Raw genomic sequence first — 25463 nt, forward strand, 5'->3', positions numbered from 1 at the left:
ACCTTCGAGGTCACGGCCCCTTCAACATGAAGCGGTGATCAGACCGAAGCCTCGGCAGCCTCGGCCCGCCGCCGCATCAGCTCCCGCTCCCGCTCGCGGCGCGCGGTGACATCCCGGATGACCGCTCCGACATAGGTGCTGCCGTCAGGGCCCGGCAGCAGCACCACGCTGAACTCGATGGACAGCTTGCGGCCGTCCGCCGCCAGCGCGGGGACGGCCAGCAGATCCGCGTCCCCGTACTTGCTGTACCCCCGCTCCATGGCCGCCTCGAAGCCCTCCTGGTGCCGCTTGCGATGCTTCTCGGGGATGATGACGTCCAGACTGCGCCCCGCCACGTCGGCAGCCGGGAACCCGAAGATGCGCTCCGCACCCCGGTTCCAGTAACGGATCAGCCCCTCGCCGTCGATGATCACCATGCCGTCGGGTGCCTGCGCCGCCATGCCCAGCACCACCGCGGAATCCAGATCTTCCATGTCGCCTCCGAGCCGGAGTCATTGGTGACAACAGTATACAGAATACAGTCTTCATGTCCTCCGTACGGGACAGCGCGGGACGGATATGCAGGTGAAGGGCGGTCCGAAAGCTTGGTATTGTTGTCCATGTCGCCGCGGGGAACACCCCGGTCAGGCGGCAGACACCTGGTCCGGGTGGCGGAATGGCAGACGCGCTAGCTTGAGGTGCTAGTGCCCTTTATCGGGCGTGGGGGTTCAAGTCCCCCCTCGGACACCAGCAAGACCCCACTTCAAGTGGGGTCTTTCGCGTTACGGCGTGACGGGCGCGCTAATTCGGTTGACCGGACCGGCGCGGAAGGTGCTCAATACCCGGCATGGCCGACATCCAGGGCACGTACGACGATCTGTTCTCCGCGGTTCCCAACAAGTTGGCGGCGCTGCTGGACGAGGGAGACGTGGGTGGTTCCGTCGCCGTCTTCGTGGACGGCGAACCGGTGGTGGACGTCTGGGGCGGCTTCGCCGACGTCGGCCGGACCACACCGTGGGAACGGGACACGATCACCAACGTCTTCTCCACCACCAAGACGATGACGGCGCTGTGCGCGCTGATCCTGGCCGACCGCGGCGAGCTCGACCTGGACGCCCCGGTCGCCCGGTACTGGCCGGAGTTCGCCGCCGCGGGCAAGGAGAAGGTGCTGGTACGGCATCTGCTCTCGCACACCGCGGGACTGCCGCACTGGGAGGGTCCGGTCGAGGAGATCTACGACTGGCAGGCCGTCACCGCCCGACTGGCCGCCCAGCAGCCCCTGTGGGAGCCGGGCACCGCGGCCGGCTACCACTCGCTCACCCAGGGATTCCTCGTCGGCGAGGTCCTGCGCCGGATCACCGGCCGCACCGTCGGGGAGTTCCTCGCCCGGGAAGTGACCGGGCCGCTCGGTGCCGACTTCCACATCGGGCTCTTGGCCGAACACGACCACCGCGTCGCCCCCACCGTCCCGCCGCCCGGCCGGGACGAGGACTACACCGCGGGCGCCGCCGCCCCCGGCCCCGACGCGACCCCCTCCTCCGGGACCGCGTTCCGAGTCAGGGACGCCAACAGCGTGGCATGGCGGCGCGGGCAGATTCCCGCCGCGAGCGGCTTCGGCAACGCCCGTTCGGTCGCGCTCGTCCAGTCCGCGCTCGCCTGCGGAGGGACGGTCAGGGGCGTACGGCTGCTGTCCGCTGCGGGCGCCGAGCGGGCCACGGAGGAGCAGTTCAGCGGCGAGGACCGCGTGATCGGCATGGCGCAGCGGTACGGCCTGGGCTACGGACTCTTCGGCACCACCTTCGGCTGGGGCGGGTGGGGAGGCTCCCTCGTCATGATCGACCCCGACGCCCGCATGGTGGTGGCGTACGCGACCGACCAGATGCGCGAACCCGCCGAGGACACCCGGGGGTTGGACCTCGTCATGTCCGCCTACGACGGCCTCCAGGGCCTGCGCTAGCGGAGCCCACCACGGGCAGGGCGGGGCGCGGAAAAATACCGTGCCCCGCCCCTGCCCGTTTCCCTACACTCACCACGCAGTTCATGAAGAGGAACGACGCGTGAGGGGAGTACGGCCGTGTGTGTGCGCAGCGCTGTCGCCGTTTCCCGGACGTCGTACGACGTGATCCTCGTGTCCTCGACCCTCCGGTGCCCGCTGCGCGGCCGGCACCGGACGCCCGTGACGACTGTCTGACCTCGCAACTCACGCCACAGCAAGCTGTCCTGACGTTGCGACATGCCGTCGTACGGGCCATCGCGCCGCCCTGTGATCACACCATCCGAAAGGCCATGGGCCGTGCGTACCACCCACAACCCCGACCCGCTCGCCGTCGTCCGCAACCTCGGCATCCTCGCCCACGTCGACGCCGGCAAGACCACCGTCACCGAGCGGATCCTGTTCGCCACCGGAACCACGCACAAGCGTGGAGAAGTTCACGACGGGACCACCGTCACCGACTTCGACCCGCAGGAGCGGGACCGCGGGATCACCATCTTCGCGGCGGCCGTGAGCTGCGCATGGGACGGGCACCGGATCAACCTGATCGACACCCCGGGCCATGTCGACTTCGCCGACGAGGTGGAGCGCTCGCTCAGGGTGCTCGACGGGGCCGTCGCGGTGTTCGACGCGGTCGCCGGCGTGGAGCCGCAGAGCGAGTCGGTGTGGCGGCAGGCCGACCGGCACGGCGTCCCCAGGATCGCGTTCGTCAACAAGCTGGACCGCTCGGGCGCCGACCTGGACACGGCCGTCGAGTCGATCCGGCGGCGGCTGCATCCGGCCCCGCTGGTCGTGCAGTTGCCCATCGGCAGCGAGGACGGCTTCACCGGAGTCGTCGACCTGCTGGGGATGCGGGCGCTGACCTGGTCGGACGACACCGCCGTCGAGGAGGGGCCCGTGCCGGACGGTCTGCGGGAGGAGGCCCTACGGCGGCGTCGGCTCCTGGAGGAAGCGGTCGCCGAACGGCACCCGGCCGCCCTGGAGGAGTTCTGCGACCGGGAGATGCTCTCCGCAGGCACCCTCGCCGCCGCCCTGCGCGACCTCACCCACAGCGGCGACGGCGTGGTCGTCCTGTGCGGCTCGGCCTATCGCAACCGCGGCATCGAACCGCTGCTGGACGCCGTCGTGGCGTACCTGCCGTCGCCGTTGGACGTGCCCGCCGTGCGCGGGGAGCAGGGCGAGGAGAGGGCCTGTGACCCGTCGGCGCCCTTCGCGGCACTGGCGTTCAAGGTGAACGCCACCGCGACCGGGCGGCTGACTTACCTCCGTGTGTACTCGGGAACGATCGAGAAGGGAGCCACCGTGTGGGACGCGGGCGCGCGGCGCACCGAGCGCATCGGGCGGATCCTGCGCGTACAGGCCGACCGGCACGCCCGGCTGGAGCGCGCGGTCGCCGGTGACATCGTCGCCGTCGTCGGGCTGAAGTCGGCCCGCGCGGGCTCGACGCTGTGCGCGCCGGACGCCCCGCTGGTGCTCGAACCGCCGAGCGTGGCCGAGCCGGTCGTGTCCGTGGCCGTCGAAGCCCAACGGTCGCTCGACACCGACCGGTTGGCCTCGGCGCTCGCCCGGCTCGCCGAGGAGGACCCCTCGCTCGTCGTCCGCACCGACGCCGAGACCGGCCAGACGCTGTTGTCCGGCATGGGCGAACTGCATCTGGAGGTCGTGGTGGAGAAGGTGCGGCGCGAGCACGGCCTGGCGCTCAACGTCGGCCGTCCGAGGGTGAGTTACCGCGAGACGGTCGGGCGCGGGGTGTCCGGCCTGGTCTTCCGGCACGTCAAACAGGATGGCGGGGCAGGGCAGTTCGCGCATGTCGTGCTCGATGTGGAGCCGCTGGCCGAGGGGTTCGAGTTCCGCTCGACCGTCGTCGGCGGGCGCGTTCCGCAGGAGTACGTCCGCGCGGTCGAGGCCGGCTGCCGGGATGCCCTGGCCGAGGGGCCGCTCGGCGGGCACCCGGTGACCGGGCTGCGCGTCACCCTCACCGACGGGGCGACCCATGTGAAGGACTCCTCGGACACGGCCTTCCGTACGGCGGGCAGGTTCGGCCTCCGGGAGGCTCTGCGCGCCTGCGCGATGGTCCTCCTGGAACCGGTCGTCGAGGTCACGGTCACCGTGCCCGAGGACGCCGTCGGCGCGGTGCTCGGCGACCTCGCCGCGCGCCGCGGCCGGGTCTCCGGCTCGGTCACGCGCGGTGGCGCGGCGGTCGTGACGGCGACCGTGCCACTGGCCGAACTCTTCGGCTACGCCACGAGGTTGCGCAGCCGGACCCAGGGCCGAGGCACCTTCACGGCCCGGCCGACGGGCTGCGCACCGGCTCCGGCGGTGACACCGGCACGGTGACCCACGGGACGGAGGTCCCGTGACCCCGGGGTCGTAGGGCGGACCGCACTCCCGCCCTACGGCCCCTCCGTCACTCGGGCAGCATCCGCAGCGGCTCTGAGCGGTTCGGCACCTGTCGCGCTCAGGCGTCGAAGGGCTGTGCCCGGCGACGCAGCAGCCCGCATTCCGCGGCCACCTCGTGCAGCAGATCCCCCGGATACCGCTGCGGGATCCGGATCCCCGCGCGACTGGTCAGCAGCGGCCCGCCACCCGTGAGATCGCGGGGACGGCGCCGTAGCGGAAGATACGCGCCCACGGCGTCGCGGATCAGCGGCGGGAACCGGACCAGTCGGGCCCGGCCGCCGGCGTCGTACAGACGCAGCGTGTCGACGCCGTGGCCGAGGTCGCGGGTGGTGGTGAGGTCGTCGAGGCTGAGACGCACGATCTCGGCGGACCGCAGGCCCAGGCCGAGCTGCAGATAGCCGCAGAGGCGGTCCAGGCGATGCTGGGGCGAGGCGGGCCGTCCGCGTTCGTCGAGGGCGGCGAGCAGGACCGCCGTCTGCCACGGGTCCAGTGCGGACGGCGTGAGGTGGGCACGGTCGGCCGGGCGGGAGCGGCGCGCCGCCGGGTTGTACGGGACGGCGTCGTGACGCCCGGTGTAGGCGTAGAAGGAGCGGGTCGCCGAGATCCGGCGTGCCGTCGCGCTGTGCGGGGCACCGGGTCGGTGTGCCCACAAGGCGATGTGCTGGGCGGCGACCTTGTCCCAGGAGAGATCCTCTTCGGTGCAGTGGGCCAACCAGCGTTCCACGGAACGTTGGTAGTTCTCGCGGACGCGTCCTGGGTACGAACTCGTCGCCAGCCATTCCCGGAGCAGCTCGCCGGGGTTCCAGTTCTCCACCCGTACCTCCTCACCCATGGTCCCATGCGGTGAGCTCAGCAGGCGTCGCGGCGGTGAGGACCTGTCGGAGGCAGCACGCGCCGCGGCGATAGGGTCCGGGCATGGAGACCCAGGAGACCCGGGTGGAGATCGCCCGGGAGGCGGATCAGGAACTCGTCGACGCCTTCGCTCGGATGCTGCCGCAGTTGTCCTCGACGGCCGTGCCCCTCGACCTCGCGGCGCTCGACCGCATCCTGGCCTGTGACGCCAACACCATGCTGATCGCGAGGACGTCGGCCGGGGCCGTCGTCGGCACCCTCACCCTGGTCATGTTCCCCGCGCCCGCGGGACTGCGGGCCCGTGTCGAGGACGTGATCGTCGACCATGAGGCACGCGGTCAGGGGATCGCGGGGCTGCTGATCCGGGAGGCCATCCGGCTGGCCCGGGAGGCCGGGGCCCGTACCGTCGACCTCACCTCACGCCCGGACCGGGCGGCGGCCAACCGGCTGTACGAACGGCAGGGGTTCAGGCAACGGGAGTCGAGGGTGTACCGGGTGCCGCTCAGCAGCTGACCCAGCCGACCCACTTGGCCCAACTGCCCCTCTTGACCCGGGCGACCCTTCGATCGGCAAGACGTTCAGGAGGCCATTGCCTCCGGCTCCCGCTCCGCCGCCACGAACTCCAGCTGCAGCAGCTCGCCCACCACGGCCTCGTCGGCCCGGTGCGTGCGCCACAGCCACAGGATGTCCCGGCCGAACGACCAGACCAGCGTGGCGAGGGCCAGGGCGGCGACCCCGAAGGTCGCCGTGTGCGGCAGGTACCCGGACGCTGCCACCAGCAGCAGGATCCCCTGGAGCGCGGCCACCGTCTTGCGGGCCATGCTCGGCGGCAGCGGGGCGTTCAGCCACGACCACACCCGGGCCGCCGCGACGAAGCCGTAGCGCATGGCACCGATCAGCAGGACCCAAGGGCCCTGGGACATCGACACGTACACGCTGAGCACCAGGATCAGGAACGCGTCGACCTCCATGTCGAACCGCGCGCCCAGCGGGGTCGAGGTGCCCGTCGCGCGGGCCACCTTGCCGTCGACGCCGTCGAGGATCAGGGCCACCGCGGTCAGACCGACGAACAGCGTCACCGGCGGGGAGTCCTGGAAGGAGTCCGCGACCAGCGCGGTCACTCCGCCCACCAGGGTGGCCCGGCCGAGGGTCACCCGGTTGGCCGGTCCGAAGGAGCGCGGGCGGGTGCGGTGCAGTGCCCTGGAGAGCACGGCCCAGGTGGCGACGGCGAAGGCGAGACCCGTCAGCCAGCCCGCCGGCCCCATGCCGATCGCCGTACCGAGCAGGGCCAGCAACAGGATCTGCAGACCCGCTCCCACCGCGGTCTCCTGCTGGACCAGCCTTGCGTCGTAAGTGTTGTTCAGGGCCACCGCAGATTCCTCCGGCCAGATGACAGAGTCGATCAAGGCCGCGTACTGTGCGCGGCCTGTGCACACCTCGGTTACGTGAACGAGGTACGTGCCCGAGTTCCCGATCGTTCAGGAGGTTCTCGATGAAGGCCGCCGCACGTGCGTTCTGGCTCCGCTCTCCGGGTGAGGGCGAGATACGGGAGTTCACCCTTGCGGCCCCCCGCGAGGACGAGGTGCTGGTCCGCGCGCTGTACTCCGGGGTCAGCAGGGGAACGGAGACACTCGTGTTCCGTGGCGGGGTGCCCGAGAGCCAACACGCGGCCATGCGGGCGCCGTTCCAGGAGGGCGACTTTCCGGGGCCCGTGAAGTACGGATACCTCAGCGTCGGAGTGGTGGAGGAGGGGCCCGCCGCTCTGGTGGGCCGTACGGTCTTCTGCCTGTACCCGCATCAGACGCGGTACGTGGTCCCGGCGAGCGCCGTGACGGTCGTACCGGACGACGTGCCCGCCGCACGGGCCGTCCTCGCCGGTACCGTCGAGACCGCCGTGAACGCCCTCTGGGACGCGGCCCCACTGGTCGGCGACCGGATCGCGGTGGTCGGCGGCGGCATGGTCGGCTGTTCGGTGGCCGCGCTGCTGGCCCGCTTCCCCGGCGTACGGGTCCAGTTGGTGGACGCCGACCCCGCCCGCGCCAGGACCGCCGAGGCCCTCGGCGTCGGCTTCGCGTCCCCTGCGGACGCCCTCGGCGACTGTGACCTCGTCGTCCACGCCAGCGCCACCGAACAGGGCCTCGCCCGCTCGCTGGAACTGCTCACCGCCGAGGGCTCGGTCCTCGAACTGAGCTGGTACGGCGACCGGAAGGTGAGCCTCCCGCTCGGCGAGGCCTTCCACTCCCGGCGCCTGGTCATCCGCAGCAGCCAGGTCGGCACAGTGTCGCCCGCGCGCGCGAATCGCAGTTACGGTGACCGGCTCGCCCTCGCGCTGAAGCTGCTCGCCGATCCGGCGCTCGACGCCCTCGTCACGGGGGAAAGCGCGTTCGACGAACTGCCGGAGGTGATGCCGAAGCTGGCCAGTGGGGAAATTCCGGCCCTCTGTCATCTCGTGAGGTACGGCAAGAGCGCCTGACCTGAGAAAAGAGTGAGAGACGGCTGAACAGGGGGACGTGAAGAGCCGTACTACACGGCATCCCCCGGCAGGGATCAGCCGGGGGACCAGACGCGCCGCACCTGGAGGGTCGTCCGTTGTTCAGCATCACCGTCCGCGATCACATCATGATCGCCCACAGCTTCCGCGGCGAGGTCTTCGGACCCGCGCAGCGTCTGCACGGAGCGACGTTCCTGGTGGACGCCACGTTCCTGCGCGAACAGCTGGACGACGACAACATCGTCGTCGACATCGGACTGGCCACTCAGGAACTCGGTGCCGTAGTCAGCGAGCTGAACTACCGCAACCTCGACAACGAACCCGACTTCGCCGGAGTCAACACCTCCACGGAGTTCCTGGCGAAGGTCATCGCGGACCGGCTCGCCGAGCGTATCGAGAAGGGGGCCCTCGGCGAGGGTGCCAAGGGGCTCGCGGGCCTGACGGTCACCCTGCACGAGTCGCATGTCGCCTGGGCGAGTTACGAGCGTGCCCTGTGACCGACCTGACCACCGGGCGGGCGGCCACGCTCGACTACGTGCCCGTGCAGCACGCCGTCCTCAAGAAGGCCGAGATCATCCCGATGTCCCTGCGCTCCGTGCACTTCGTGATGCCCGGCGGCGTGGACGACCCGACCGCGCCGAGCGGCGGCAACGCCTACGACCGGCGGGTCTGCCTGGATCTGCCCGGCTTCGGCTGGCAGGTCGAGCGGCACGCGGTGGCCGGCAGCTGGCCGCGCCCGGGAGCGCCGGCCCGTACCGAACTGGCCCGTACCCTGCGGGACCTGCCCGATGACACCGTCGTCCTCATCGACGGCCTGGTCGCCTGTGGGGTCCCCGAGATCGTCGTCCCCGAGGCGGAGCGACTGCGGCTCGCCGTCCTCGTCCACCTGCCGCTCGGCGACGAGACCGGACTCGAACCGCGTCTCGCCGTCGAACTGGACGCCAAGGAGCGCGAGGTGCTGCGGGCCGTGCCCGCCGTCATCGCCACCAGCGACTGGGCCGTACGCCGACTCGTCTCGCACCACGGCCTCGCCCCCGAGCGGGTCCATGTCGCCACCCCCGGCGCCGACATCGCCCCGCTCGCCTCCGGCACCGACGGTGTCTCCCGGCTGCTGTGCGTGGCCGCGGTGACCCCCCGCAAGGGCCAGCACCGGCTGATCGAGGCACTGGCCGGCGCGAAGGACCTGCCGTGGAGCTGTGTGTGCGTCGGCGGGATCACCCAGGACCCCGAGTACGTCGCCGGTCTGCGCGTGCTCATCAGGAAGTACGGCCTCCAGGACCGCCTGCACCTGGCGGGACCGCAGGCCGGGGCCGAACTCGACGCCAGCTACGCCGCCGCCGACCTGATGGTCCTCACCTCCTACGCCGAGACCTACGGCATGGCGGTCACCGAGGCCCTCGCGCGGGGCATCCCGGTGCTGGCCACGGACGTCGGCGGACTGCCGGAGGCGGTCGGACGCGCTCCCGACGGCGGCGTGCCCGGCATCCTCGTGCCGCCGGAGGACCCCGCCGCCCTCGCCGCGGAACTGCGCGGCTGGTTCGGCGAGGCGGACGTACGACGCCGACTGAAGGCGGCTGCCCGGGGCCGGCGGGCCGCCCTGGACGGCTGGGCGACCACGGCCCGCAGCCTGGCCGGAGTACTCGGCCGACTGCCGAGCGAACCCAGGAGGGCGGTATGAGGAAGACGGCGACGAAGCAGAGCGGGAAGATCCCGGCCCAGCCGGGACCGCGGGAGGTGGCGTCGATGACGTCCGGTGTCCCTGCCGACCCGGAATCGGTCATTCCCGGTGCCGGTCCCAGCATTCGCCCCGGCGAGCGTCCCACCGTACGGCTGCGGGACGCCGGACCGGACGACGCGCCCCGATACGCGCCCGAGTGGCTGGAGCTGCGGGAAGGACCCGACGCGGCGGCGCGGGCGGGCGACCTGATCGACCCACTGCGGATCCGGCTGGCCAACCTCCCCGGGAAGGCCGGTCTCGTCATCCACGACCTGGGCTGCGGCACCGGCTCTATGGGCCGCTGGCTCGCGCCCCGTCTGGACGGTCCGCAGCACTGGGTCCTGCACGACCGCGACCCCTACCTCCTGCATTTCGCGGCCGTCGCCTCCCCGCGCTCCGCCGCCGACGGCAGCCGGGTCACCGTCGAGACGCGCCGCGGCGACGTCGGCCTGCTCACCCCGGACGCCCTCGCCGGCGCCTCCCTGGTGACGGCCTCCGCGCTCCTCGACGTCCTCACCCGCGAGGAGATCGACACCCTCGCCGCGGCCTGCACCGGCGCCGGCTGCCCGGCCCTGCTCACGCTCTCCGTGGCCGGACGGGTCGAACTCACCTCGTCCGACCCGCTGGACGACGAGATCGCCGAGGCGTTCAACGCCCATCAGCGGCGCGGCGGTCTGCTCGGCCCGGACGCGATCACCGTCGCCTGCGAGGCGTTCTCCGAGCGGGGCGCGACGGTACGGCTGCACCCGAGCGCCTGGCGCCTGGGCCCCGCGGAATCCGCGCTCACCGCCCAGTGGCTGCGCGGCTGGGTCGGCGCGGCCGTCGAGGAGCGTCCCGAACTGAAGGAGCGCGCCGAGCGCTACCTCCGGGACCGCCTGGAGGCCTGCCGCGCGGGCGAGTTGAAGGCCGTCGTGCACCACAGCGACCTGCTGGCGCTGTCCCGTCCGACGGGCGGAGCCTCATGAGCGTGGAGACGGTGCGCCCCGAGACCGAGCGGCGGGGCCCCCAGACGCGGAGCAACGACCACGGCAAGGCCGCCCTCCCGGTCCGCCGTCCGGCAGCACCCATCGAGGCGGGCACACCCTCCCACCGGGCCCGTACGCTCCAGGCCGAGGTGCTCCAGACCCGCGACGAGGTCCTCGTGGCGCGGACCGAGGCTCTCGTGGCCCGGGCCGAGCTGCTCGCGGCCGCCGGAGTGCCCGCCCCGGACCTCACCGCCGCCGCCGTCTCCCATGACCGGATCGGCGTCATCGTGACGAAGGCCCGGCCCCGGGCCGCCCGGCGCCCCCGGTGGCGTACCGCCCTGCGGAGCATCCTCAACTCCCGCGCCCTGCGCACCCACTTCGGCACCGTCGCCGGCGTCACCATCCTCGCCGTACTGCTGTGGCGCCTCGGCACCGGCGTCTTCCTCGACGGGCTGCGCCGGATCGACGGCCCGGCGCTCGCGGCCGCGCTCGCCATCGGCGTCCTGACCACCGTGTTCAGCGCCTGGCGCTGGCAGTTGGTGGCCCGCGGCCTGCGCATCCGGCTGCCGCTCGGCGCCGCCGTGGCCGACTACTACCGCGCCCTGTTCCTGAACGCGGCCCTGCCCGGCGGAGTCCTCGGCGACGTGCACCGCGCGGTGCGGCACGGGCAGAGCGCCGGGGACATGGGCCGCGGTGTGCGGGCCGTCGTCCTCGAACGCGCCGCCGGACAGGTCGCGTTGGCGCTCGTCGGCGGTGCCGTACTGCTCACCATGCCGTCCCCGGTCCTCGCCGAGGCCCGTCACCTTGCCCCCGCGGTCGGCCTCGCCGTCCTGGGCGCCCTCGCCGTCGTCGTGGCCCTGCGCATGAACCGCGCCCCCTCCTCCCGCCGTGGCACGGCCCTGCGCGCGACCCTCGGCGAGGCGCGCGAGGGACTGCTGTCCCGCCGCAACTGGCCCGGCGTCGCGCTCTCTTCGGCCGTCGTCCTCGCCGGCCACCTCGGGATGTTCGTGCTCGCCGCGCGCATCGCGGGCTCCGGCGCCTCCGTCGCCATACTGCTGCCCCTGGCCGTGCTCGCGCTGCTCGCCATGGGACTGCCCCTGAACATCGGCGGATTCGGCCCCCGGGAGGGTGTCACCGCCTGGGCGTTCGCCGCGATGGGCCTCGGCGCGAGCGCCGGCCTCGCGACCGCGATCGTCTACGGCGTCCTCAGCTTCGTCGCGAGCCTGCCGGGCGCGGTCGTCCTGGTCGCCCGCTGGTACCAGGGACTACGGCGGCCGGCGAAGTCCTACCCCTCCGTGAGCGTCGAGAAATGCGCCCCGAAGGAAGCCGCGAGGCTCTCCAGCAACGCTTTCCCTTTTTCCGCCGAGCCCAGCGAAGGGCGCCCGATGACACCGGAATCGGTGTAACCGGACATACCGAGGGTGAGGAGATGACGACGGTCGTCCGCGACGAAATCGGAGGTCTCGTAACCGGGTCGGAGACATTCCGGGTGCGCGTGCAGAAGAATGGAGGTCTCGATTTCTCCCGCATGCATGTCGGTGAGCAGCGAGGTGACCACCCCCGCGTCTCCGCGCGCGGCCTCCCAGTCCTCCACGGCCGGGAAGAGCGCCATCCGCTCCCCGCGCGCGGAGGCCTCCTGGACGACGTTGCCCAACACGTAGTTCCCGCCGTGCCCGTTGACCACGACCAGCGCCTCGACGCCCGAGCGGCGCAGCGAATCCGCGATGTCCCGTACCACCGAGTGAAGGGTGACGGAGGAGATGCTGACGGTCCCCGGCCAGGCCGCGTGCTCGTGCGAGCAGGAGATCGTCACCGGCGGAAGGAGATGCACCGGGTACGCCGCGGCGATCTCCCGCGCGACGGCACAGGCGACGAGGGTGTCGGTCGCCAACGGGAGGTACGGACCGTGTTGTTCGAAGCTCCCGACCGGAAGGACGGCGACCTGTGTTGAGACGTCCGCCCCCCGTGTCCGTACGTCTTCCGTAGTGTCCGTCGGCATCAGACCGTACGCAGCCGACCGTATTCCCGAACCACTCATCTTTTCACGGCCTTTCGTCTCTGCTTAGGAACCAGATCATGACAGACAAAGTTGGCGTACTCGGCAAGAAGGCACCACAGCGTACGGGTGTGGAGCGCGTGGTGAATGCGCCGCTGCCCACCGTGTACGGGAAATTCCAGGCCGTCGGCTATCTCGATCACGACCGCGGTGACGAACAAGTGGCCCTGGTCTACGGTGACATCGCCTCGGACGATGTCCTCGTCCGGCTGCATTCCGAGTGCCTGACCGGTGACGCGTTCGGCTCCCAGCACTGTGAGTGCGGCGACCAGTTGGACGCCGCACTGCGGGCCGTGGTGAAGGAGGGCAGTGGGATCGTCGTCTACCTGCGTGGCCATGAGGGCCGGGGGATCGGCCTGCTCGCCAAGCTGCGCGCGATGGCGCTGCAGGCGGAGGGTCTGGACACCGTCGAGGCGAACCTCGCGCTCGGCCTGCCGGTGGACTCCCGCGACTACGGCGTCGCCGCCGAGATCTTCCACGACCTGGGCGTGAACTCGGTCCGTCTGATGTCCAACAACCCGCGCAAGCGCGAGGCACTGCAGCGGCACGGCATCAAGGTCGCCGAGACGGTGCCGCTGCTGATAACCCCGTGCGAGAGCAACATCACCTATCTGCGCACCAAGCGGGAGCGCTTGGACCACGTCCTCCCCCATCTGGACGCGGTGGCCCACCTGTCCTGATCGCGGGCCGGGTTCCGGGACGGGAATTCCGGACAGGAAGAGGGAATGACCGACGACGTCCTCTTCCTCTCCGGAGAGCAGGTCACCCGCCTGCTCGACATGGACACGGCCATCGCCTCGCAGCGCGCGGCCTTCACCGCGCTCGGCTCCGGGGCGGCCGATCTGCCGGCGAAGATCATGCATCCGAGCCGCTTCGACGACAGCGTGGTCTTCGCGTACGTCTCCCGGCTCTCCGCCGACTCCGGGGCCGTCGCGAAGTTCGGCAGCGTCAACCCGGGCAACACGGCGGCCGGGCTGCCCACCAACCACGCCGTGGTCACGGTGCTCGACCCCGTGACCGGCCGCTTGGCCGCCGTCATGGACGGTGCCGCGGTGACCACCCTGCGCACGGCCGCCGCGAGCGCCGTCGCCGTCGACGCCCTGGCCACAACCGACAGCGCCGACCTCGCCGTCCTGGGGTCGGGCACCCAGGCCCTGGCCCATGTGCGGGCGATCTCCCGGGTGCGGGACCTGAAGTCGGTACGGCTGTGGAGCCCGACCCCGCGCCACCGCGCCCGCGCCGCCGAGACCCTGTCGGACCTCGGGTTCGCCGCCGAGGCCGTCGGCAGCGCCGAGGAGGCGGTGACCGGCGCCTCCCTGGTCGCGACCTGCACGCTGAGCAGGACACCGGTGGTGCACGGGCAGTGGCTGGCGCCCGGGTGCACGGTGGCCAGCGTGGGGTCCTTCGAACCCACCCGCCGGGAGGTGGATTCCGATGTCCTACGGCGATCCGCGGCCGTTGTCGTGGACGACCCGGCGACCGCGGCCGAGCACGCCGGGCCGATCGTGGAAGCGCTCGCGACGGGCGAGCCGACCGGCCTCGTCGCACTCGGAGACGTCCTGACGGGACGCGCCACCGCCCGCACGGGACGCGCCGACATCATCTACTACAACAGCGTCGGCCTCGGCATCCAGGACGCGGCAGCGGCCTGGGCCGTGGTGCGGGCCGCTCAGGGGGAGCACGCGTGAGTGCGGTCGTCATCGGCGGCGGGGTCATGGGCACGAGCATCGCCCGCCATCTGGCGCGGGCGGGTGTGCGGGACGTGGTGCTGGTCGAGCGGGACGAACTCGCCTCCGGCTCCACATCCAAGGCCGCGGGCGGGGTGCGGGCGCAGTTCTCCGACGAACTCAACATCCGGCTGGGGGCGCGCAGCCTGGAGGCGTTCGGGCGGTTCGCCACCGAGACCGGACAGGACATCGGGCTGCACCGGGTCGGCTATCTGTTCCTCCTGTCGACCCCGGACGAGGTGGCCTCCTTCGAGGAGAGCGTGCGGCTGCAGAACTCCCTCGGCGTCCCGAGCCGCATGATCGACCCGGCCGAGGCACAACGGCTCTCCCCGCTCATCACCACCGACGGTCTGCTCGCCGCCGCCTTCTCGCCCGAGGACGGACACTGCACCCCCGAGTCCGTCGTCCACGGCTACGCGGCCGACGCCCGCCGCCACGGCGCGACGATCCTGCGGCACACCGAGGTCACCGACATCGAACTGCGCGGCGACGACATCACCGCCGTGGCGACGACCAAGGGCCGGATCGCCACCGACACGGTGATCTGCGCGGCCGGCGCCTGGTCGCGGGCCGTCGGTGCGATGGTCGGCGTGGACCTGCCGGTCGAACCACTGCGCCGCCAGATCGCGGTCACCGAACCGGTCGACGCACTGCCACCCCACCTCCCCATGACCATCGACTTCACCAGCAGCCTCTACTACCACCGCGAGGGGCCCGGCCTCCTCCTCGGCATGTCCGACCCCGACGAGACCCCCGGCTTCGACACCACCACCCACGACCGCTGGATCCCCCGCCTCGCCGAGGCCATGCAGCACCGTGCCCCCGCTCTCCTCGACCTGCGCCGCACCGGCGGCTGGGCCGGCCTCTACGAGATCACCCCGGACCACAACGCCCTCATCGGCGAGGCGACTTCGGTCTCCCGCTTCCTCTACGCCACCGGCTTCTCCGGCCACGGATTCCTCCAGGGTCCGGCCGTCGGCGAGGTCGTCCGCGACCTGTACCTGGGCCGCGTACCCTTCGTGGACGTCAACCCGCTCAGCGCCGGCCGGTTCGCGGCCGACGCCCCGCGCCCGGAGGCCAACCGCGTATGACCGAGCTCCATCTGTGGCTGCGCCACGAGGTCCGTTCCACCGAGCGACGCACGCCGATCGTGCCGTCCGACGCCCGGCGGCTCGTCGACAGGGGCGTGACACTGACCGTCGAGGAGTCCCCGCAGCGGATCTTCCCGATCGAGGAGTACGAGGAGGTTGGCTGCGCCGTCGCGCCCGCGGGTTCGTGGACCTCACAGGCGCCCCGGGACGCCGTGGTCGTAGGCCTCAAGGAACTCCCCGACGAACCCCCGACCTTGACGCACCGTCATGTCTTCTTCGGGCACGCCTACAAGGAACAGCCGGGCGCGGCCGCCCTGTTGCGCCGCTTCGCCGCCGGGGGAGGGGCGCTCCTGGACCTGGAGTACCTGGTGGACGACCAGGGCCGCAGGCTCGCCGCGTTCGGCTACTGGGCCGGTTACCTGGGCTCCGCCCTGGCCGTGCTCCAGCACCGGGGCACGCTGGCCGCGCCCCTCGCGCCCACCTCGCAGGAGGAACTGGAGGAGCTTCTGCGGCCCGGCGCCGGGGACGAGGCGTTCACGGCCCTGGTGATCGGGGCCCTCGGCCGCAGCGGCCGAGGCGCCCGGGTCGCGCTCCGGGCGGCCGGGATCGAGCCGACCTGCTGGGACCTCGACGAGACCCGCGACCTGGACCGCCCCGCCCTGCTCGCCCACGACGTGCTGGTGAACTGCGTACTGGCCACCACCCCCGTCCCGCCGTTCGTCCGCGAGACGGACCTGGACGACCCGTCCCGCCGGCTGCGCACCCTCTCCGACGTCACCTGCGACGTCGGCTCACCCCTGAACGTCCTGCCGGTCTACGACCGCACCACCGAGTGGACCGAGCCCGTCCGCCGGCTGCACAAGGAACCTCCCCTGGACCTCATCGCCATCGACAACCTGCCGTCCCTGCTCCCGGAGGAGTCCAGCGTCGGCTTCTCGGGCTCCCTGCTGCCCCTGCTGCTGGAGTTCGGGGTCGGCGGTCCCTGGGGACGCTGTCTGGAGCGTTTCCATCAGGCCTGCCGTGAACTCGGCATCGGGGAAGGGGAGTTCGGACGTGTCTGACCTCGTACCCGCGACCGGCACCGTCCACTGGATCGGCGCCGGACTCTCCACCGGCAGCGGCCTGGCAGAACTGTGCGACACGGCCGACCGCGTACATCTGTGGCACCGCACCGAGGAGCGCGCGGCACAGGCCCTCGAAGGTCTGGGACTCACCGGGCGGGCCGAACCCCGCGCGTACACGCTGTCCGCGCTCGCGGCCGAACTGGCCCCCGGCGACGTCGTCGTGTCGATGCTGCCCGCACCCGAGCACGCCGCGATCCTGGCCGCCTGTGTGCGCGAACGGGCCCATTTCGCCTGCTCCAGCTATGTCTCCGACGCTGTCCTCGAACAGGTCCCAAAGGCGCAGAAGGCCGGGATCGTCGTCCTCACCGAGGCCGGTCTCGACCCGGGCATCGACCATCTCTTCGCGCACAGCCTCGTCGCACGGGCCCGCGAGGCGATCGGCGACACGACACCGGCGTCGTACGGCCTCACCTCGTACTGCGGCGGAATCCCCGCCGTTCCCAACGACTTCAGGTACCGCTTCAGCTGGGCCCCGCTCGGAGTTCTGGGCGCCCTGCGCTCGCCCGCCCGGTACATCGACAACGGCACCCCGACCACCGCCGAACGTCCCTGGGAGGCGACCCGGCGCCATGTCGTGGACGGCGAGACCTTCGAGGTCTACCCCAACCGCGACAGCGTCCCCTTCGTCGAGCAGTACGGGCTGCCCGCTGCCTGGACCCCGCGGACCTTCGTACGCGGCACCCTGCGCCTCGACGGCTGGCTGCGGGCCTGGGAGCCGGTCTTCGAGGAGTTGAAGACCGGCGACGACACCCGGATCGCCGCCCTGGCCCAGGAGTTGGCGGCCCGTTATCCGACGACGGACGCCGACCGCGACCGCGTCGTCCTCGCCGTCTCCCTCGACGTGCGCGCGGAGGACGGCCGCACCTGGTCCGGCGGCTACCTCCTCGACCTGGTGGGCGACGAGGAGGACAGCGCCATGGCCCGCTGCGTCTCCCGCACCCTCGCCCTCGGCATCGGCCACATCCTGGACGGCACCCTTCCGGCGGGCCTGAACCGAGCGGCGGAGACGGCGGCCAGGTCCGAGGAGTGGCTGCGTGAACTCGCCCGTGACGGCGTCCACTTCACACTCCGGGTCGATCGCGGGGCCTAGCTAGTCGACGACCGCCTCGTGGACCAGCCGCTTCAGGTCCGGGAAGAGCTTCAGGGTCCTGGGCCGTACCTGGGTGAAGAACTGGACGCTCAGGTCACGGCCCGGGTCGACCCAGAACGTCGTGGAGGCCACCCCGCTCCAGCCGTAGGACCCGAGACCCGAGGGGGCGAGGGTGCGGGCGGGGTCGATCACCACGGAGACACCGAGGCCGAAGCCGACGCCGTCGTTGCCGGGCTCGTCGTGGGCGGGCTTGGTGCCGAAGGCGCGCAGGTCGGCGCCGCCGGGGAGGTGGTTGGAGGTCATCAGGTCCACCGTCTCGGCGGACAGCAGGCGGGTGCCGTCGAGTTCGCCGCGGCGGCGCAGGAGTTCCGTGAAGCGGTGGACGTCGTACGCGGACGCCGCCATGCCGCCGCTTCCGGACAGCAGCCGGGGGCGGCCCCTGAGCGGCAGCCCGGGGACCGGCTCGATCGTGCCGTCGTCCTTCTCGCCGTACAACTCGGAGAGTCTGTGGGCCTGTTCGTCCGGCACGCAGAAGCCGGCGTCGGGCATGCCGAGCGGTGCGAAGATCCGTTCCGCGAAGAAGGTGTCGAGGGCCTGGCCGGACACGACTTCGATGACCCGGCCCAGCACGTTGGAGGCGACCGAGTAGTTCCACTGCGTGCCGGGCTCGAACTGCAGGGGCAGGCTCGCGTACACGGCGACCGTCCTGGCGAGGTCCGAGCCCGGCAGCACGGACGACTCCAGGCCGGCCTCGCGGTAGAGGGCGTCCACGGGGTGGGAGTGGTAGAAGGCGAAGGTCAGGCCCGCGGTGTGGGTCATGAGGTGCCGGACCAGTATCGGACCGTCGGCGGGGCGGGTCGTGAGGGTGTCGCCGGTACCGTCCACATGGACCCGGGGTTCCGCGAACGCCGGCAGGTAGTCGGCGATCGGGTCGTCAAGGGACAGCCGTCCCTCCTCCACCAGCAGCAGGGCGGCCACCGAGGTGACCGGCTTGGTCATCGAGTAGATCCGCCACAGGGTGTCGGCCTCGACCGGCAGCCCGGCCGCGAGGTCGCGGTGGCCGTGCGTGGTGAGGTGGGCGACGCGTCCGCCGCGGGCGACGGAGACCAGGAAGCCGGGCATCCGGCCCTCGTCGACGTAGTGGGCGAAGTGCTGGTCGAGGCGGTCCAGTGCCTTCGCGTCCAGCCCCACCTCACCGGGGTCGACCTCTTGTCGCAGCTGTGCCATCGCTCTCCTCCGTCGCGTCCGTCGAAGTGCGGACCGGTACACCCGGCCCGGACCACCCCAGACATCATCGTCGCTCAGGAAAGTGTGATCGTCTGCGGGTCGGCCGAGACCGGCGGTCACGGGAATGCGCGGCACCGCCGACAGGTTGCCGCTGACATGACTCAGGACGCGACGCAGGACGCACTGCTCCGGCTGCTCTCCGAGGGCCACGGTGGGGTGCTGGTCACCCTCAAGCACGACGGCCGGCCCCAGCTGTCGAACGTCAACCACGCCTACTCCCCTGAGGAACGGATCATCCGGGTCTCCCTCACGGACGACCGCGCCAAGACCCGCAACCTGCGCCGGGACCCCCGCGCGTCGTACCACGTGACGACTCCGGACCGATGGGCGTACACGGTCGCGGAGGGCACGGCCGACCTCACGCCCGTGGCGAAGGACCCGCACGACGACACGGTCGAGGAACTGATCCGCCTGTACCGCGACGTCCTGGGGGAGCATCCCGACTGGGACGACTTCCGGGCGGCGATGGTCCGGGACCGACGGCTGGTGCTGCGGTTGAGGGTGGAGCGGGCGTACGGGATTCCGGGGCGTGGAGACCGGGGCTGAAGGGAGACCTCAGTGCTTGTACGGGCAGCATCGGCGCTCCACGGGAACACCTGCCGGCCACGGCTCATCGACGAGGGCCGGGACCCGTCCTCGATGAGCCGTGGCCCGGCCGACAGCGCCTGACGGCTGTCGGCCGGCCTTACTTCAGGTGTCGGCCGAAGAAGCGGTTCCCGTCCGTCAGCTCGAACGACGGGGTGCCGGTGTGGCCGCCCATATTGGCGTGCAGCGTCTTCTCCTTGGTGCCGAAGGCGTCGAACAGGTCCAGGGCCCGCTGACGGGGGTTCCCTTCGTCGTCCCACTGCAGCAGCATCAGCAGCGGAATGGTGACCTGCCGGGCCTCCTCACGCTGGGCGCGGGGCACGTAGCCCCCGGCGAAGAAGCCGGCGGCCGTGATGCGCGGCTCGACCGCCGCGAGGCGGATACCGAGGGCCATCCACCCGGAGTATCCGACCGGGCCGCCGATCTCGGGCAGCGAGAGGAGGGCGTCCAGGGTGGTCCGCCATTCCGGGGCCGCCTGTTCGACCAGCGGGCCGACGACGGACTCGAAGATCTCGTCGACCGGCTCGCCGGCCCGCATCGCCCGGCGGAGCTCGGTGCGGGCCTGCTCGTCGGCGGCGGAACGGGGCCGGTCACCGCATCCGGCGGCGTCGATGGTGGCCACCGCGTAGCCGTACGCCGCGGTGATCCGGGCCCGGGCCACCAGCCGGGAGTCCCTCTTGGGCAGGCCGTTGTTGTGGGCCATCAGGACCAGTGGGGCCGGTGCCGCGGACTCAGGTGTCCACAGGGTCCCGGGGATCTCGCCGAGGGTGAACTCGCGTTCGAGGACGCCGTCGTCGAGGCGTTGCTCGGAGGTGAACTTCATGGTCGTGCCTTTCGGGAATGCGCTGGAACGGCGCTCCCGGACGACCTATCGTCCGACCGCGACCCCGGAGGGGAGCACCCATGTCGATACTGCGTTCACGGGTACCACCTCCTCGTTCTCTTGCACGGCCTCCGGAAAGGTAGCAGGCGCCGCCGGGGCCCGCCCACAGGTTTTCGCGGCGGTTCCGCGGCTCGGAGTCGACTGCCGAAGCTCGCCGGGTGAAGCGTGGGCGCGCGGTCCGCGCACCCCGGCCGCCCCTGAATCCGGCCGGAGTGCGCGGTGGTCTGCGCGCGTCAGCGCAGCGCGCTCAGAGCCTCGCGGGCGCCCTTCGCGCGGAGGTTCACGAACGCGGGGGTGACGGTGAGCGGCGTGGCGTACGACGCCAGTGTCACCGGCCCCTTGATCGTCCTACCCCGGTTGACGTCGTACCACGTGCCGGGCGGCAGATGGATGTCCCGCGAGGCCGACGCCGTGAGGTTGGGGGCCGCGAGTACCGCGGGGCCGAGCAGCCACTCGTCGCTGATCGTGTAACTCGCCTTGTCCTGCGGGTAGTCGAAGAAGAGCGGCCGCACGATCGGGTCGCCGGTCCGCAGCGTGTGCCGCACCTGGTCCCAGATGTAGGGGGCCAGCCGCTCGTGGCGGGCGACGGACTCTCGGCAGAGGTCGACGGTCTGCTGGTCGTAGTCCACCTTCTGACCGGTCGCCACGTCCGTGGTGTCCACAGGGGAGGTGGAGGCGTACATCAGCGGCATGTACGACGCCGACTGTGCCCAGCGCACCAACACCTCCTTCGCCGGGGCGGGTTGGCCGCCGGAGCCGCCGATCATGTCGGTCTCCACGAAGGGGTAGCCGATGGTCGGCAGGGCAGCACCATCGCCAGGGCGTCGGCCAGGGGACGGCCGAACTTACGGGAAAGAATGCGCACCACTCATGTCCTTCGGCGTAAGGCGGGGGGTCATGGGGTTGCCGTGCCGCAGTGCTGTTCTTTTCTGCTTGTTTCGGCCGATGTTCTTGCTGAAAACGTCATCTGTCAACGGGGTGTGGGCGGCGGGGGAGGTCCTAGGGCCGGGGGCGCCGGCCGGAGGGCCGATGTGTCGACGATCAGCCCCGCCTACGCTGACCGGCACGCCGAAAGAAGCGGTCGGCGCGCAGAGGGAACAGAGGAAGAGGTCACCATGCCGGTCAACGGCCGCAGCCACATCCGTATCGCCCGCCCTTCCCGTGACCTGGCCGCCGCCGAGCGGTTCTGGGTCGAGGGGCTCGGACTGGGTGTCGTCTGGCGCGCGGTCGGCGGACCCGAATCAGGGGAGCACGACCTCCTGATGCTCGGCTGGCCGGACGCCGACTGGGACTCCGGGGAGCTACCCAATTAATTAACCCACTGGGTAGTTAGTAGCGGCCACGGATGCTGCGCCCACGTTTCCCTGCTGTCAAGAGGTCCGGACGTACGGCTCAGCCGGCGGACCGCTCCGCCGTCAGATAGGCGATCACCATGTCCCCCAGCATGGTCCGGTAGTGCTCGCGTTGCTCGGGGGCGACCAGGTCGCGGCCGAAGAGGGCGCCGAAGGTGTGCCGGTTGGCCACCCGGAAGAAGCAGAACGAGCTGATCATCGCGTGCAGGTCGACCGCGTCCACGTCGGCCGTGAAGAGGCCGGACTCCTGCCCGGTGGCCAGGATGCGGCGGATCACGTCGAGCGCGGGGGAGCCGATCTTGCCGAGCTTCTCGGAGGCGGCGATGTGCTCGGCCCCATGGATGTTCTCGATGCTGACCAGACGGATGAAGTCGGGGTGCTGCTCGTGGTGGTCGAAGGTCAGCTCGGCAAGGCGCCGGATCGCCGCGACCGGATCCGGATGCTCGACGTCCAGCTCCTGCTCGGCCTCGCGGATCACGGTGTACGCCCGCTCCAGAACGGCCGTGAACAGCTGTTCCTTGCCGCCGAAGTAGTAGTAGATCATCCGCTTGGTGGTGCGGGTGCGGGCGGCGATCTCGTCGACGCGGGCGCCGTCGTAGCCGGCCCGCGCGAACTCCTGGGTCGCAACGTCGAGGATCTCGGCCTGGGTACGGGCGGCGTCGCGGATCCGCCCGTTCGGTCGTGCCGGTTCGTCGACGCGTGTCATCGGGTTCCTTCGGGAGTACGGCCGGTGTCGCAGATTCTAGAAGGCGTCGGCCGGGGTTCCCTGTAGGGCGGACGGCTGGTATAGCTAACGTACTGGTTCGTACATTACTGATCGGCTCAGGAGGTCGTGTGGCCAAGGACTCGTTTCTCGTCGGACTGATCGGCGCGGGCATCGGCCCCTCGCTGAGTCCGGCGCTGCACGAGCGGGAGGCGGACCGGCAGGGCCTGCGCTGTCTGTACCGGCTCATCGACATCGATGTGCTCGGTGTACGCCCCGAAGCGGTCGGCGAGCTGGTGCGGGCCGCCCGCGACCTCGGCTTCGACGGCCTGAACATCACACACCCCTGCAAGCAGCTGGTCATCGAGCACCTGGACGCGCTCGCCCCGCAGGCCGAGGCGCTCGGCGCGGTCAACACCGTCGTCTTCGAGGACGGCCGTACGACCGGACACAACACCGACGTCACCGGCTTCGCCGCGTCCTTCGCGCGCGGACTGCCGGACGTGCCCCTGGAACGGATCGTGCAACTGGGCGCGGGCGGCGCGGGCGCGGCCGTCGCCCACGCCATGCTCACCCTGGGCGCCGGGCGGGTCACGGTCGTCGACGCGCTCGCGGACCGGGCCGCGGATCTCGCCGCCGCCCTGAACCGTCACCTCGGAGCGGGACGCGCGGCCGCGGCCACGCCGGACCGGCTGCCGGGCCTGCTCGCCGACGCCGACGGCATCGTGCACGCCACCCCCACCGGCATGGCCGCCCACCCCGGTCTGCCCTTCCCGGCCGAGCTGCTCCGCCCCGGGCTGTGGGTCGCCGAGGTGGTCTACCGCCCGCTGGAGACGGAGCTGCTGCGCACCGCCCGTGCGGTGGGCTGCGCCACCCTGGACGGCGGCGGCATGGCCGTCTTCCGGGCCGTGGACGCGTTCCGGCTGTTCACGGGCAGGGAGCCGGACGCGGTGCGGATGCTGGCGGACATCGCGGAGCTCGCGGGCGTGGTCGCCGCTCCCAAGTGACCCTGGATCACTGGCGGTTGACGGTACGGGTGACACCGGCGAAGACGGTCGTGGCCAGGATCCAGCCCGCGATGACCAGAGCGTACGACAGCGACTGGTACCAGCCTCGTGGGGCGAAGGCGCTCTCCTGGCCGAAGGAGATCACCGGCAGCAGCAGGTCGAGGGTGTAGAAGAGGGCGTTGAAGCGCGGGGCCTCGTCCGCCTTGAGAGGTGGCGGGTGGTGGAGGCCGTAGGAGATCGTGCCGACGGCGAGCAGGGAGACCAGCCAGACGCAGGCGCGCAGCGGGTGGAAGCCGTAGCCGACGGTGGCGTCCTGGACGTGGCCCCACAGTCGTCCGTACCAGGCGAGGGTGGCGCGGTGGCGTCGCTGCTTGGCGAGTTGGACCAGTCGGGCGGCGCGGTCGTCGCCGATGCGGCGGTAGGCGGCGGTCAACTGCTCGTAGGCGTGCGGGACATAGCCCTCGCGGTCGCGCTCCAGCATCGGCAGACGGCGCTCAGCGGGCTCCTGCGGGGTCAGCGACGTGTAGACGAGTTTGTTGAACTGGACCTCTTCCGGCACCACTTCGGGTTCCAGGAACAGGTCGTCGATCTGGGCGCGGCGAAGGCTGAGGGTCCCCTGCATGGGCGGCCCCTTGCGCAGCCAGAGTTCCCCGATGGTGGAGCTGTTCGCCCTGAGCGCCGCGTCGCCCGGGTTCGACAGATGGGCGTACGAGAAGTCGAGCCGGCCTGCGATCCGTGCGCCGCGCAGGCCGATCCAGCCGAAGGTGTGCACCCGGCGCAGATGGAAGTCGCCCTCCACGACGAGGGTCTGCGCGTCGAGGACGATGTCTCCGGGGTGGCTGAGCCGGGCGTCGTTGAGGTTCACGGAACCGGCAACGGTGGCTCCGTTGAGGCGGACCTCGCCGTGGGCGCGCAGGCCCGGCGCCCACAGGTCGTCGCCGATGGTCATATGGTTGAGCTGGAGCGCGGGTTCCCCGGCGTCGACCGCAGTGACCTCGACGCGATCGATGAACAGCGCCCCGGCGATCTGCGCCCCGCCGAGCCGCACCGGCCCGCCCACCCGGGCGTCCGTCATCCGAAGCATCGCCTCCACGCGCATCGTTGGGGCGGTCAGCGCCGGCAGTACGGAGCCGCTGAGGTTCAACTGGCGCAGCCGGGAGCCGTACAGCAGCGGTGCGTCCTCGAAGAAGCACTGGCTGAGGCGTACGGCGTGGTCGACGGTGCCGTACTGAAGACCGAGCACTCCGGTGATCCGCGCACCGGCCAGCTTCAGTGCGGGTATCTCCCCGTCCTCCTGCGGCCCGTTGAGCAGCAGTGCCCGCAACACGACGGCGCGAACCGTCCGTTCGGCACCCCAGTCGGCACCGCCCGTCACGTCCTCGTCCGCCGCCGCACGGAAATCCACGGCCTCGCCCCGGGGAAAGGCCCGCCACACCCTCAGTTCGGCCGGTGTCAGGTTGTTGATCTCCATCAGCCGTGACTCTCCAACGCACGGGTCACGGTGTCAACAGGCCCTGTGCACGACGACGGCCCGGGAGCATGTGCTCCCGGGCCGCCACCTCAACCGGCGTGCTATGCCCTGGTGTTCCACTCCGCGACCACCGGCCGGCCGTGTTCCGTCGACAGCCTGCTCACCGTCCCGGTCGCCAGCTGGAACAGCCGCCCGTTTGCCGGGGCGAGCCCCAGCCGACGGGCCGTCAGGACCCGCAGGAAGTGGGCGTGGGCCACGAGGACCACGTCACCGTCGGGGAGGGCGGTGTCCACGCGGGACAGGACGCGGTCGGCGCGCTGTCCCACCTCCTCGGGCGACTCCCCGGGGTGTCCGTCCGGGCCGGGTGGGACGCCGTCGGTCCAGAGGTACCAGTCGGGCCGGGTGCGATGGATGTCCACGGTGGTGACGCCCTCGTAGGCGCCGTAGTCCCACTCGTGGAGGTCGGGGTCGGTCAAGGCCCCGGTGATGCCCGCCAGTTCGGCGGTGCGTATCGCGCGGCCCAGCTCACTGGTCAGCGCGAGCGAGAAGGTCCGGCCGGTCAGGAGCGGAGCGAGGGACTTGGCCTGTTCCTCGCCGTGCTGGGTGAGGGGCAGGTCGGTCCAGCTGGTGTGCTGTCCCGACACGCTCCACTCCGTCTCGCCGTGGCGGACCAGAAGAAGATCCCCCACG

24 protein-coding genes, 1 tRNA gene and 2 pseudogenes are annotated in these 25463 nt (G+C 71.5%); 17 read left to right on the forward strand and 10 right to left on the reverse strand.

Annotated elements, in window-relative coordinates; genetic code table 11:
• Window positions 1-38 precede the first annotated feature (38 nt).
• Window positions 39-473 carry a PAS domain S-box protein gene (locus ACI2L1_RS31655; RefSeq protein WP_404742834.1) on the reverse strand — a complete coding sequence of 145 codons (435 nt, stop codon included), beginning with the start codon at window positions 471-473 and terminating at the stop codon, window positions 39-41.
• Between the two features lie 168 nt (window positions 474-641).
• On the opposite strand from ACI2L1_RS31655, the gene ACI2L1_RS31660 reads away from it, so the two are divergent.
• The 3 genes from ACI2L1_RS31660 to fusA all read left to right on the forward strand — a co-directional run bounded on the left by ACI2L1_RS31660 (window position 642) and on the right by fusA (window position 4309).
• A tRNA-Leu gene (locus tag ACI2L1_RS31660) sits at window positions 642-729 on the forward strand.
• 97 nt (window positions 730-826) lie between these two features.
• Window positions 827-1936: a serine hydrolase domain-containing protein gene (locus ACI2L1_RS31665; RefSeq protein ID WP_404742835.1), complete on the forward strand. Its 1110-nt coding sequence runs from the start codon at window positions 827-829 to the stop codon at window positions 1934-1936.
• 336 nt (window positions 1937-2272) lie between these two features.
• A complete protein-coding gene (gene fusA, locus ACI2L1_RS31670; RefSeq protein ID WP_404742836.1) occupies window positions 2273-4309 on the forward strand; it encodes an elongation factor G in 2037 nt (678 codons plus the stop codon).
• Window positions 4310-4430: 121 nt separating this feature from the next.
• Here fusA and ACI2L1_RS31675 read toward each other — a convergent pair whose 3' ends face one another.
• Window positions 4431-5204, reverse strand: a complete 774-nt coding sequence (locus ACI2L1_RS31675; protein WP_404742837.1) for a tyrosine-type recombinase/integrase — start codon at window positions 5202-5204, stop codon at window positions 4431-4433.
• 83 nt (window positions 5205-5287) lie between these two features.
• Between ACI2L1_RS31675 and ACI2L1_RS31680 the strand changes: the two genes are divergently transcribed.
• Complete coding sequence (locus ACI2L1_RS31680; RefSeq protein WP_404742838.1) at window positions 5288-5737, forward strand: GNAT family N-acetyltransferase; 450 nt, start codon at window positions 5288-5290, stop codon at window positions 5735-5737.
• 65 nt (window positions 5738-5802) lie between these two features.
• Here ACI2L1_RS31680 and ACI2L1_RS31685 read toward each other — a convergent pair whose 3' ends face one another.
• On the reverse strand, window positions 5803-6594 hold the full coding sequence (locus tag ACI2L1_RS31685; RefSeq protein ID WP_404742912.1) for a CDP-alcohol phosphatidyltransferase family protein: 792 nt from the start codon (window positions 6592-6594) through the stop codon (window positions 5803-5805).
• A gap of 122 nt (window positions 6595-6716) precedes the next feature.
• Between ACI2L1_RS31685 and ACI2L1_RS31690 the strand changes: the two genes are divergently transcribed.
• The 5 genes and pseudogenes from ACI2L1_RS31690 to ACI2L1_RS31710 all read left to right on the forward strand — a co-directional run.
• Window positions 6717-7697 carry a zinc-binding alcohol dehydrogenase gene (locus tag ACI2L1_RS31690; protein ID WP_404742839.1) on the forward strand — a complete coding sequence of 327 codons (981 nt, stop codon included), beginning with the start codon at window positions 6717-6719 and terminating at the stop codon, window positions 7695-7697.
• Between the two features lie 116 nt (window positions 7698-7813).
• Window positions 7814-8212: a 6-pyruvoyl trahydropterin synthase family protein gene (locus ACI2L1_RS31695; RefSeq protein ID WP_404742840.1), complete on the forward strand. Its 399-nt coding sequence runs from the start codon at window positions 7814-7816 to the stop codon at window positions 8210-8212.
• Window positions 8209-9393, forward strand: coding sequence for a glycosyltransferase family 4 protein (locus ACI2L1_RS31700; RefSeq protein WP_404742841.1), 1185 nt, complete (start codon window positions 8209-8211; stop codon window positions 9391-9393). The genes ACI2L1_RS31695 and ACI2L1_RS31700 overlap by 4 nt, the downstream gene beginning before the upstream one ends.
• Window positions 9390-10397, forward strand: a complete 1008-nt coding sequence (locus tag ACI2L1_RS31705; protein WP_404742842.1) for a class I SAM-dependent methyltransferase — start codon at window positions 9390-9392, stop codon at window positions 10395-10397. The genes ACI2L1_RS31700 and ACI2L1_RS31705 overlap by 4 nt, the downstream gene beginning before the upstream one ends.
• Window positions 10394-11569, forward strand: a pseudogene (locus tag ACI2L1_RS31710) (YbhN family protein); the annotation flags it as partial. The gene ACI2L1_RS31705 and the pseudogene ACI2L1_RS31710, both read left to right, overlap by 4 nt.
• 113 nt (window positions 11570-11682) lie before the next feature.
• Here the strand turns inward: ACI2L1_RS31710 and ACI2L1_RS31715 are convergent.
• Window positions 11683-12435, reverse strand: a complete 753-nt coding sequence (locus tag ACI2L1_RS31715) for a creatininase family protein (protein WP_404742843.1) — start codon at window positions 12433-12435, stop codon at window positions 11683-11685.
• Window positions 12436-12473: 38 nt separating this feature from the next.
• On the opposite strand from ACI2L1_RS31715, the gene ribA reads away from it, so the two are divergent.
• Genes ribA through ACI2L1_RS31740 form a run of 5 tightly spaced genes read left to right on the forward strand, consistent with a single transcriptional unit; the run spans window position 12474 to window position 17485 of the window.
• On the forward strand, window positions 12474-13133 hold the full coding sequence (ribA, locus tag ACI2L1_RS31720; protein WP_404742844.1) for a GTP cyclohydrolase II: 660 nt from the start codon (window positions 12474-12476) through the stop codon (window positions 13131-13133).
• 45 nt (window positions 13134-13178) lie between these two features.
• Entirely contained in the window at window positions 13179-14141 is a 963-nt protein-coding gene (locus ACI2L1_RS31725; protein ID WP_404742845.1) for an ornithine cyclodeaminase family protein, read from the forward strand.
• Window positions 14138-15271, forward strand: a complete 1134-nt coding sequence (locus ACI2L1_RS31730) for an NAD(P)/FAD-dependent oxidoreductase (RefSeq protein WP_404742846.1) — start codon at window positions 14138-14140, stop codon at window positions 15269-15271. The genes ACI2L1_RS31725 and ACI2L1_RS31730 overlap by 4 nt, the downstream gene beginning before the upstream one ends.
• Window positions 15268-16332, forward strand: coding sequence for a saccharopine dehydrogenase (locus tag ACI2L1_RS31735; protein WP_404742847.1), 1065 nt, complete (start codon window positions 15268-15270; stop codon window positions 16330-16332). The genes ACI2L1_RS31730 and ACI2L1_RS31735 overlap by 4 nt, the downstream gene beginning before the upstream one ends.
• A complete protein-coding gene (locus tag ACI2L1_RS31740) occupies window positions 16325-17485 on the forward strand; it encodes a saccharopine dehydrogenase family protein (RefSeq protein WP_404742848.1) in 1161 nt (386 codons plus the stop codon). The genes ACI2L1_RS31735 and ACI2L1_RS31740 overlap by 8 nt, the downstream gene beginning before the upstream one ends.
• Here ACI2L1_RS31740 and ACI2L1_RS31745 read toward each other — a convergent pair whose 3' ends face one another.
• The gene (locus ACI2L1_RS31745) at window positions 17486-18712 is read right to left on the reverse strand and encodes a serine hydrolase domain-containing protein (RefSeq protein WP_404742849.1); all 1227 of its coding nucleotides are present in this window, start codon (window positions 18710-18712) and stop codon (window positions 17486-17488) included.
• Between the two features lie 156 nt (window positions 18713-18868).
• Between ACI2L1_RS31745 and ACI2L1_RS31750 the strand changes: the two genes are divergently transcribed.
• Window positions 18869-19318, forward strand: coding sequence for a PPOX class F420-dependent oxidoreductase (locus tag ACI2L1_RS31750; RefSeq protein WP_404742850.1), 450 nt, complete (start codon window positions 18869-18871; stop codon window positions 19316-19318).
• 139 nt (window positions 19319-19457) lie between these two features.
• On the opposite strand, the gene ACI2L1_RS31755 is transcribed toward ACI2L1_RS31750, so the two are convergent.
• Window positions 19458-20180: a dienelactone hydrolase family protein gene (locus ACI2L1_RS31755; protein WP_404742851.1), complete on the reverse strand. Its 723-nt coding sequence runs from the start codon at window positions 20178-20180 to the stop codon at window positions 19458-19460.
• Between the two features lie 293 nt (window positions 20181-20473).
• The gene (locus ACI2L1_RS31760) at window positions 20474-21019 is read right to left on the reverse strand and encodes a hypothetical protein (protein WP_404742852.1); all 546 of its coding nucleotides are present in this window, start codon (window positions 21017-21019) and stop codon (window positions 20474-20476) included.
• Between the two features lie 336 nt (window positions 21020-21355).
• On the opposite strand from ACI2L1_RS31760, the pseudogene ACI2L1_RS31765 reads away from it, so the two are divergent.
• Window positions 21356-21529, forward strand: a pseudogene (locus tag ACI2L1_RS31765) (VOC family protein); the annotation flags it as partial.
• Between the two features lie 103 nt (window positions 21530-21632).
• On the opposite strand, the gene ACI2L1_RS31770 reads toward ACI2L1_RS31765, so the two are convergent.
• Window positions 21633-22298, reverse strand: coding sequence for a TetR family transcriptional regulator (locus ACI2L1_RS31770; RefSeq protein ID WP_404742853.1), 666 nt, complete (start codon window positions 22296-22298; stop codon window positions 21633-21635).
• Between the two features lie 128 nt (window positions 22299-22426).
• On the opposite strand from ACI2L1_RS31770, the gene ACI2L1_RS31775 reads away from it, so the two are divergent.
• The gene (locus tag ACI2L1_RS31775; RefSeq protein ID WP_404742854.1) at window positions 22427-23302 is read left to right on the forward strand and encodes a shikimate dehydrogenase; all 876 of its coding nucleotides are present in this window, start codon (window positions 22427-22429) and stop codon (window positions 23300-23302) included.
• Between the two features lie 7 nt (window positions 23303-23309).
• Here the strand turns inward: ACI2L1_RS31775 and ACI2L1_RS31780 are convergent, their stop codons facing one another.
• Both ACI2L1_RS31780 and ACI2L1_RS31785 read right to left on the reverse strand, forming a co-directional pair.
• The gene (locus ACI2L1_RS31780) at window positions 23310-24773 is read right to left on the reverse strand and encodes a membrane-associated oxidoreductase (RefSeq protein ID WP_404742855.1); all 1464 of its coding nucleotides are present in this window, start codon (window positions 24771-24773) and stop codon (window positions 23310-23312) included.
• Window positions 24774-24874: 101 nt separating this feature from the next.
• Complete coding sequence (locus tag ACI2L1_RS31785; protein ID WP_404742856.1) at window positions 24875-25462, reverse strand: histidine phosphatase family protein; 588 nt, start codon at window positions 25460-25462, stop codon at window positions 24875-24877.
• Window position 25463: the final 1 nt, after the last annotated feature.

This window comes from Streptomyces sp. NPDC019531, from assembly GCF_044903305.1.
Lineage (GTDB): Bacteria > Actinomycetota > Actinomycetes > Streptomycetales > Streptomycetaceae > Streptomyces.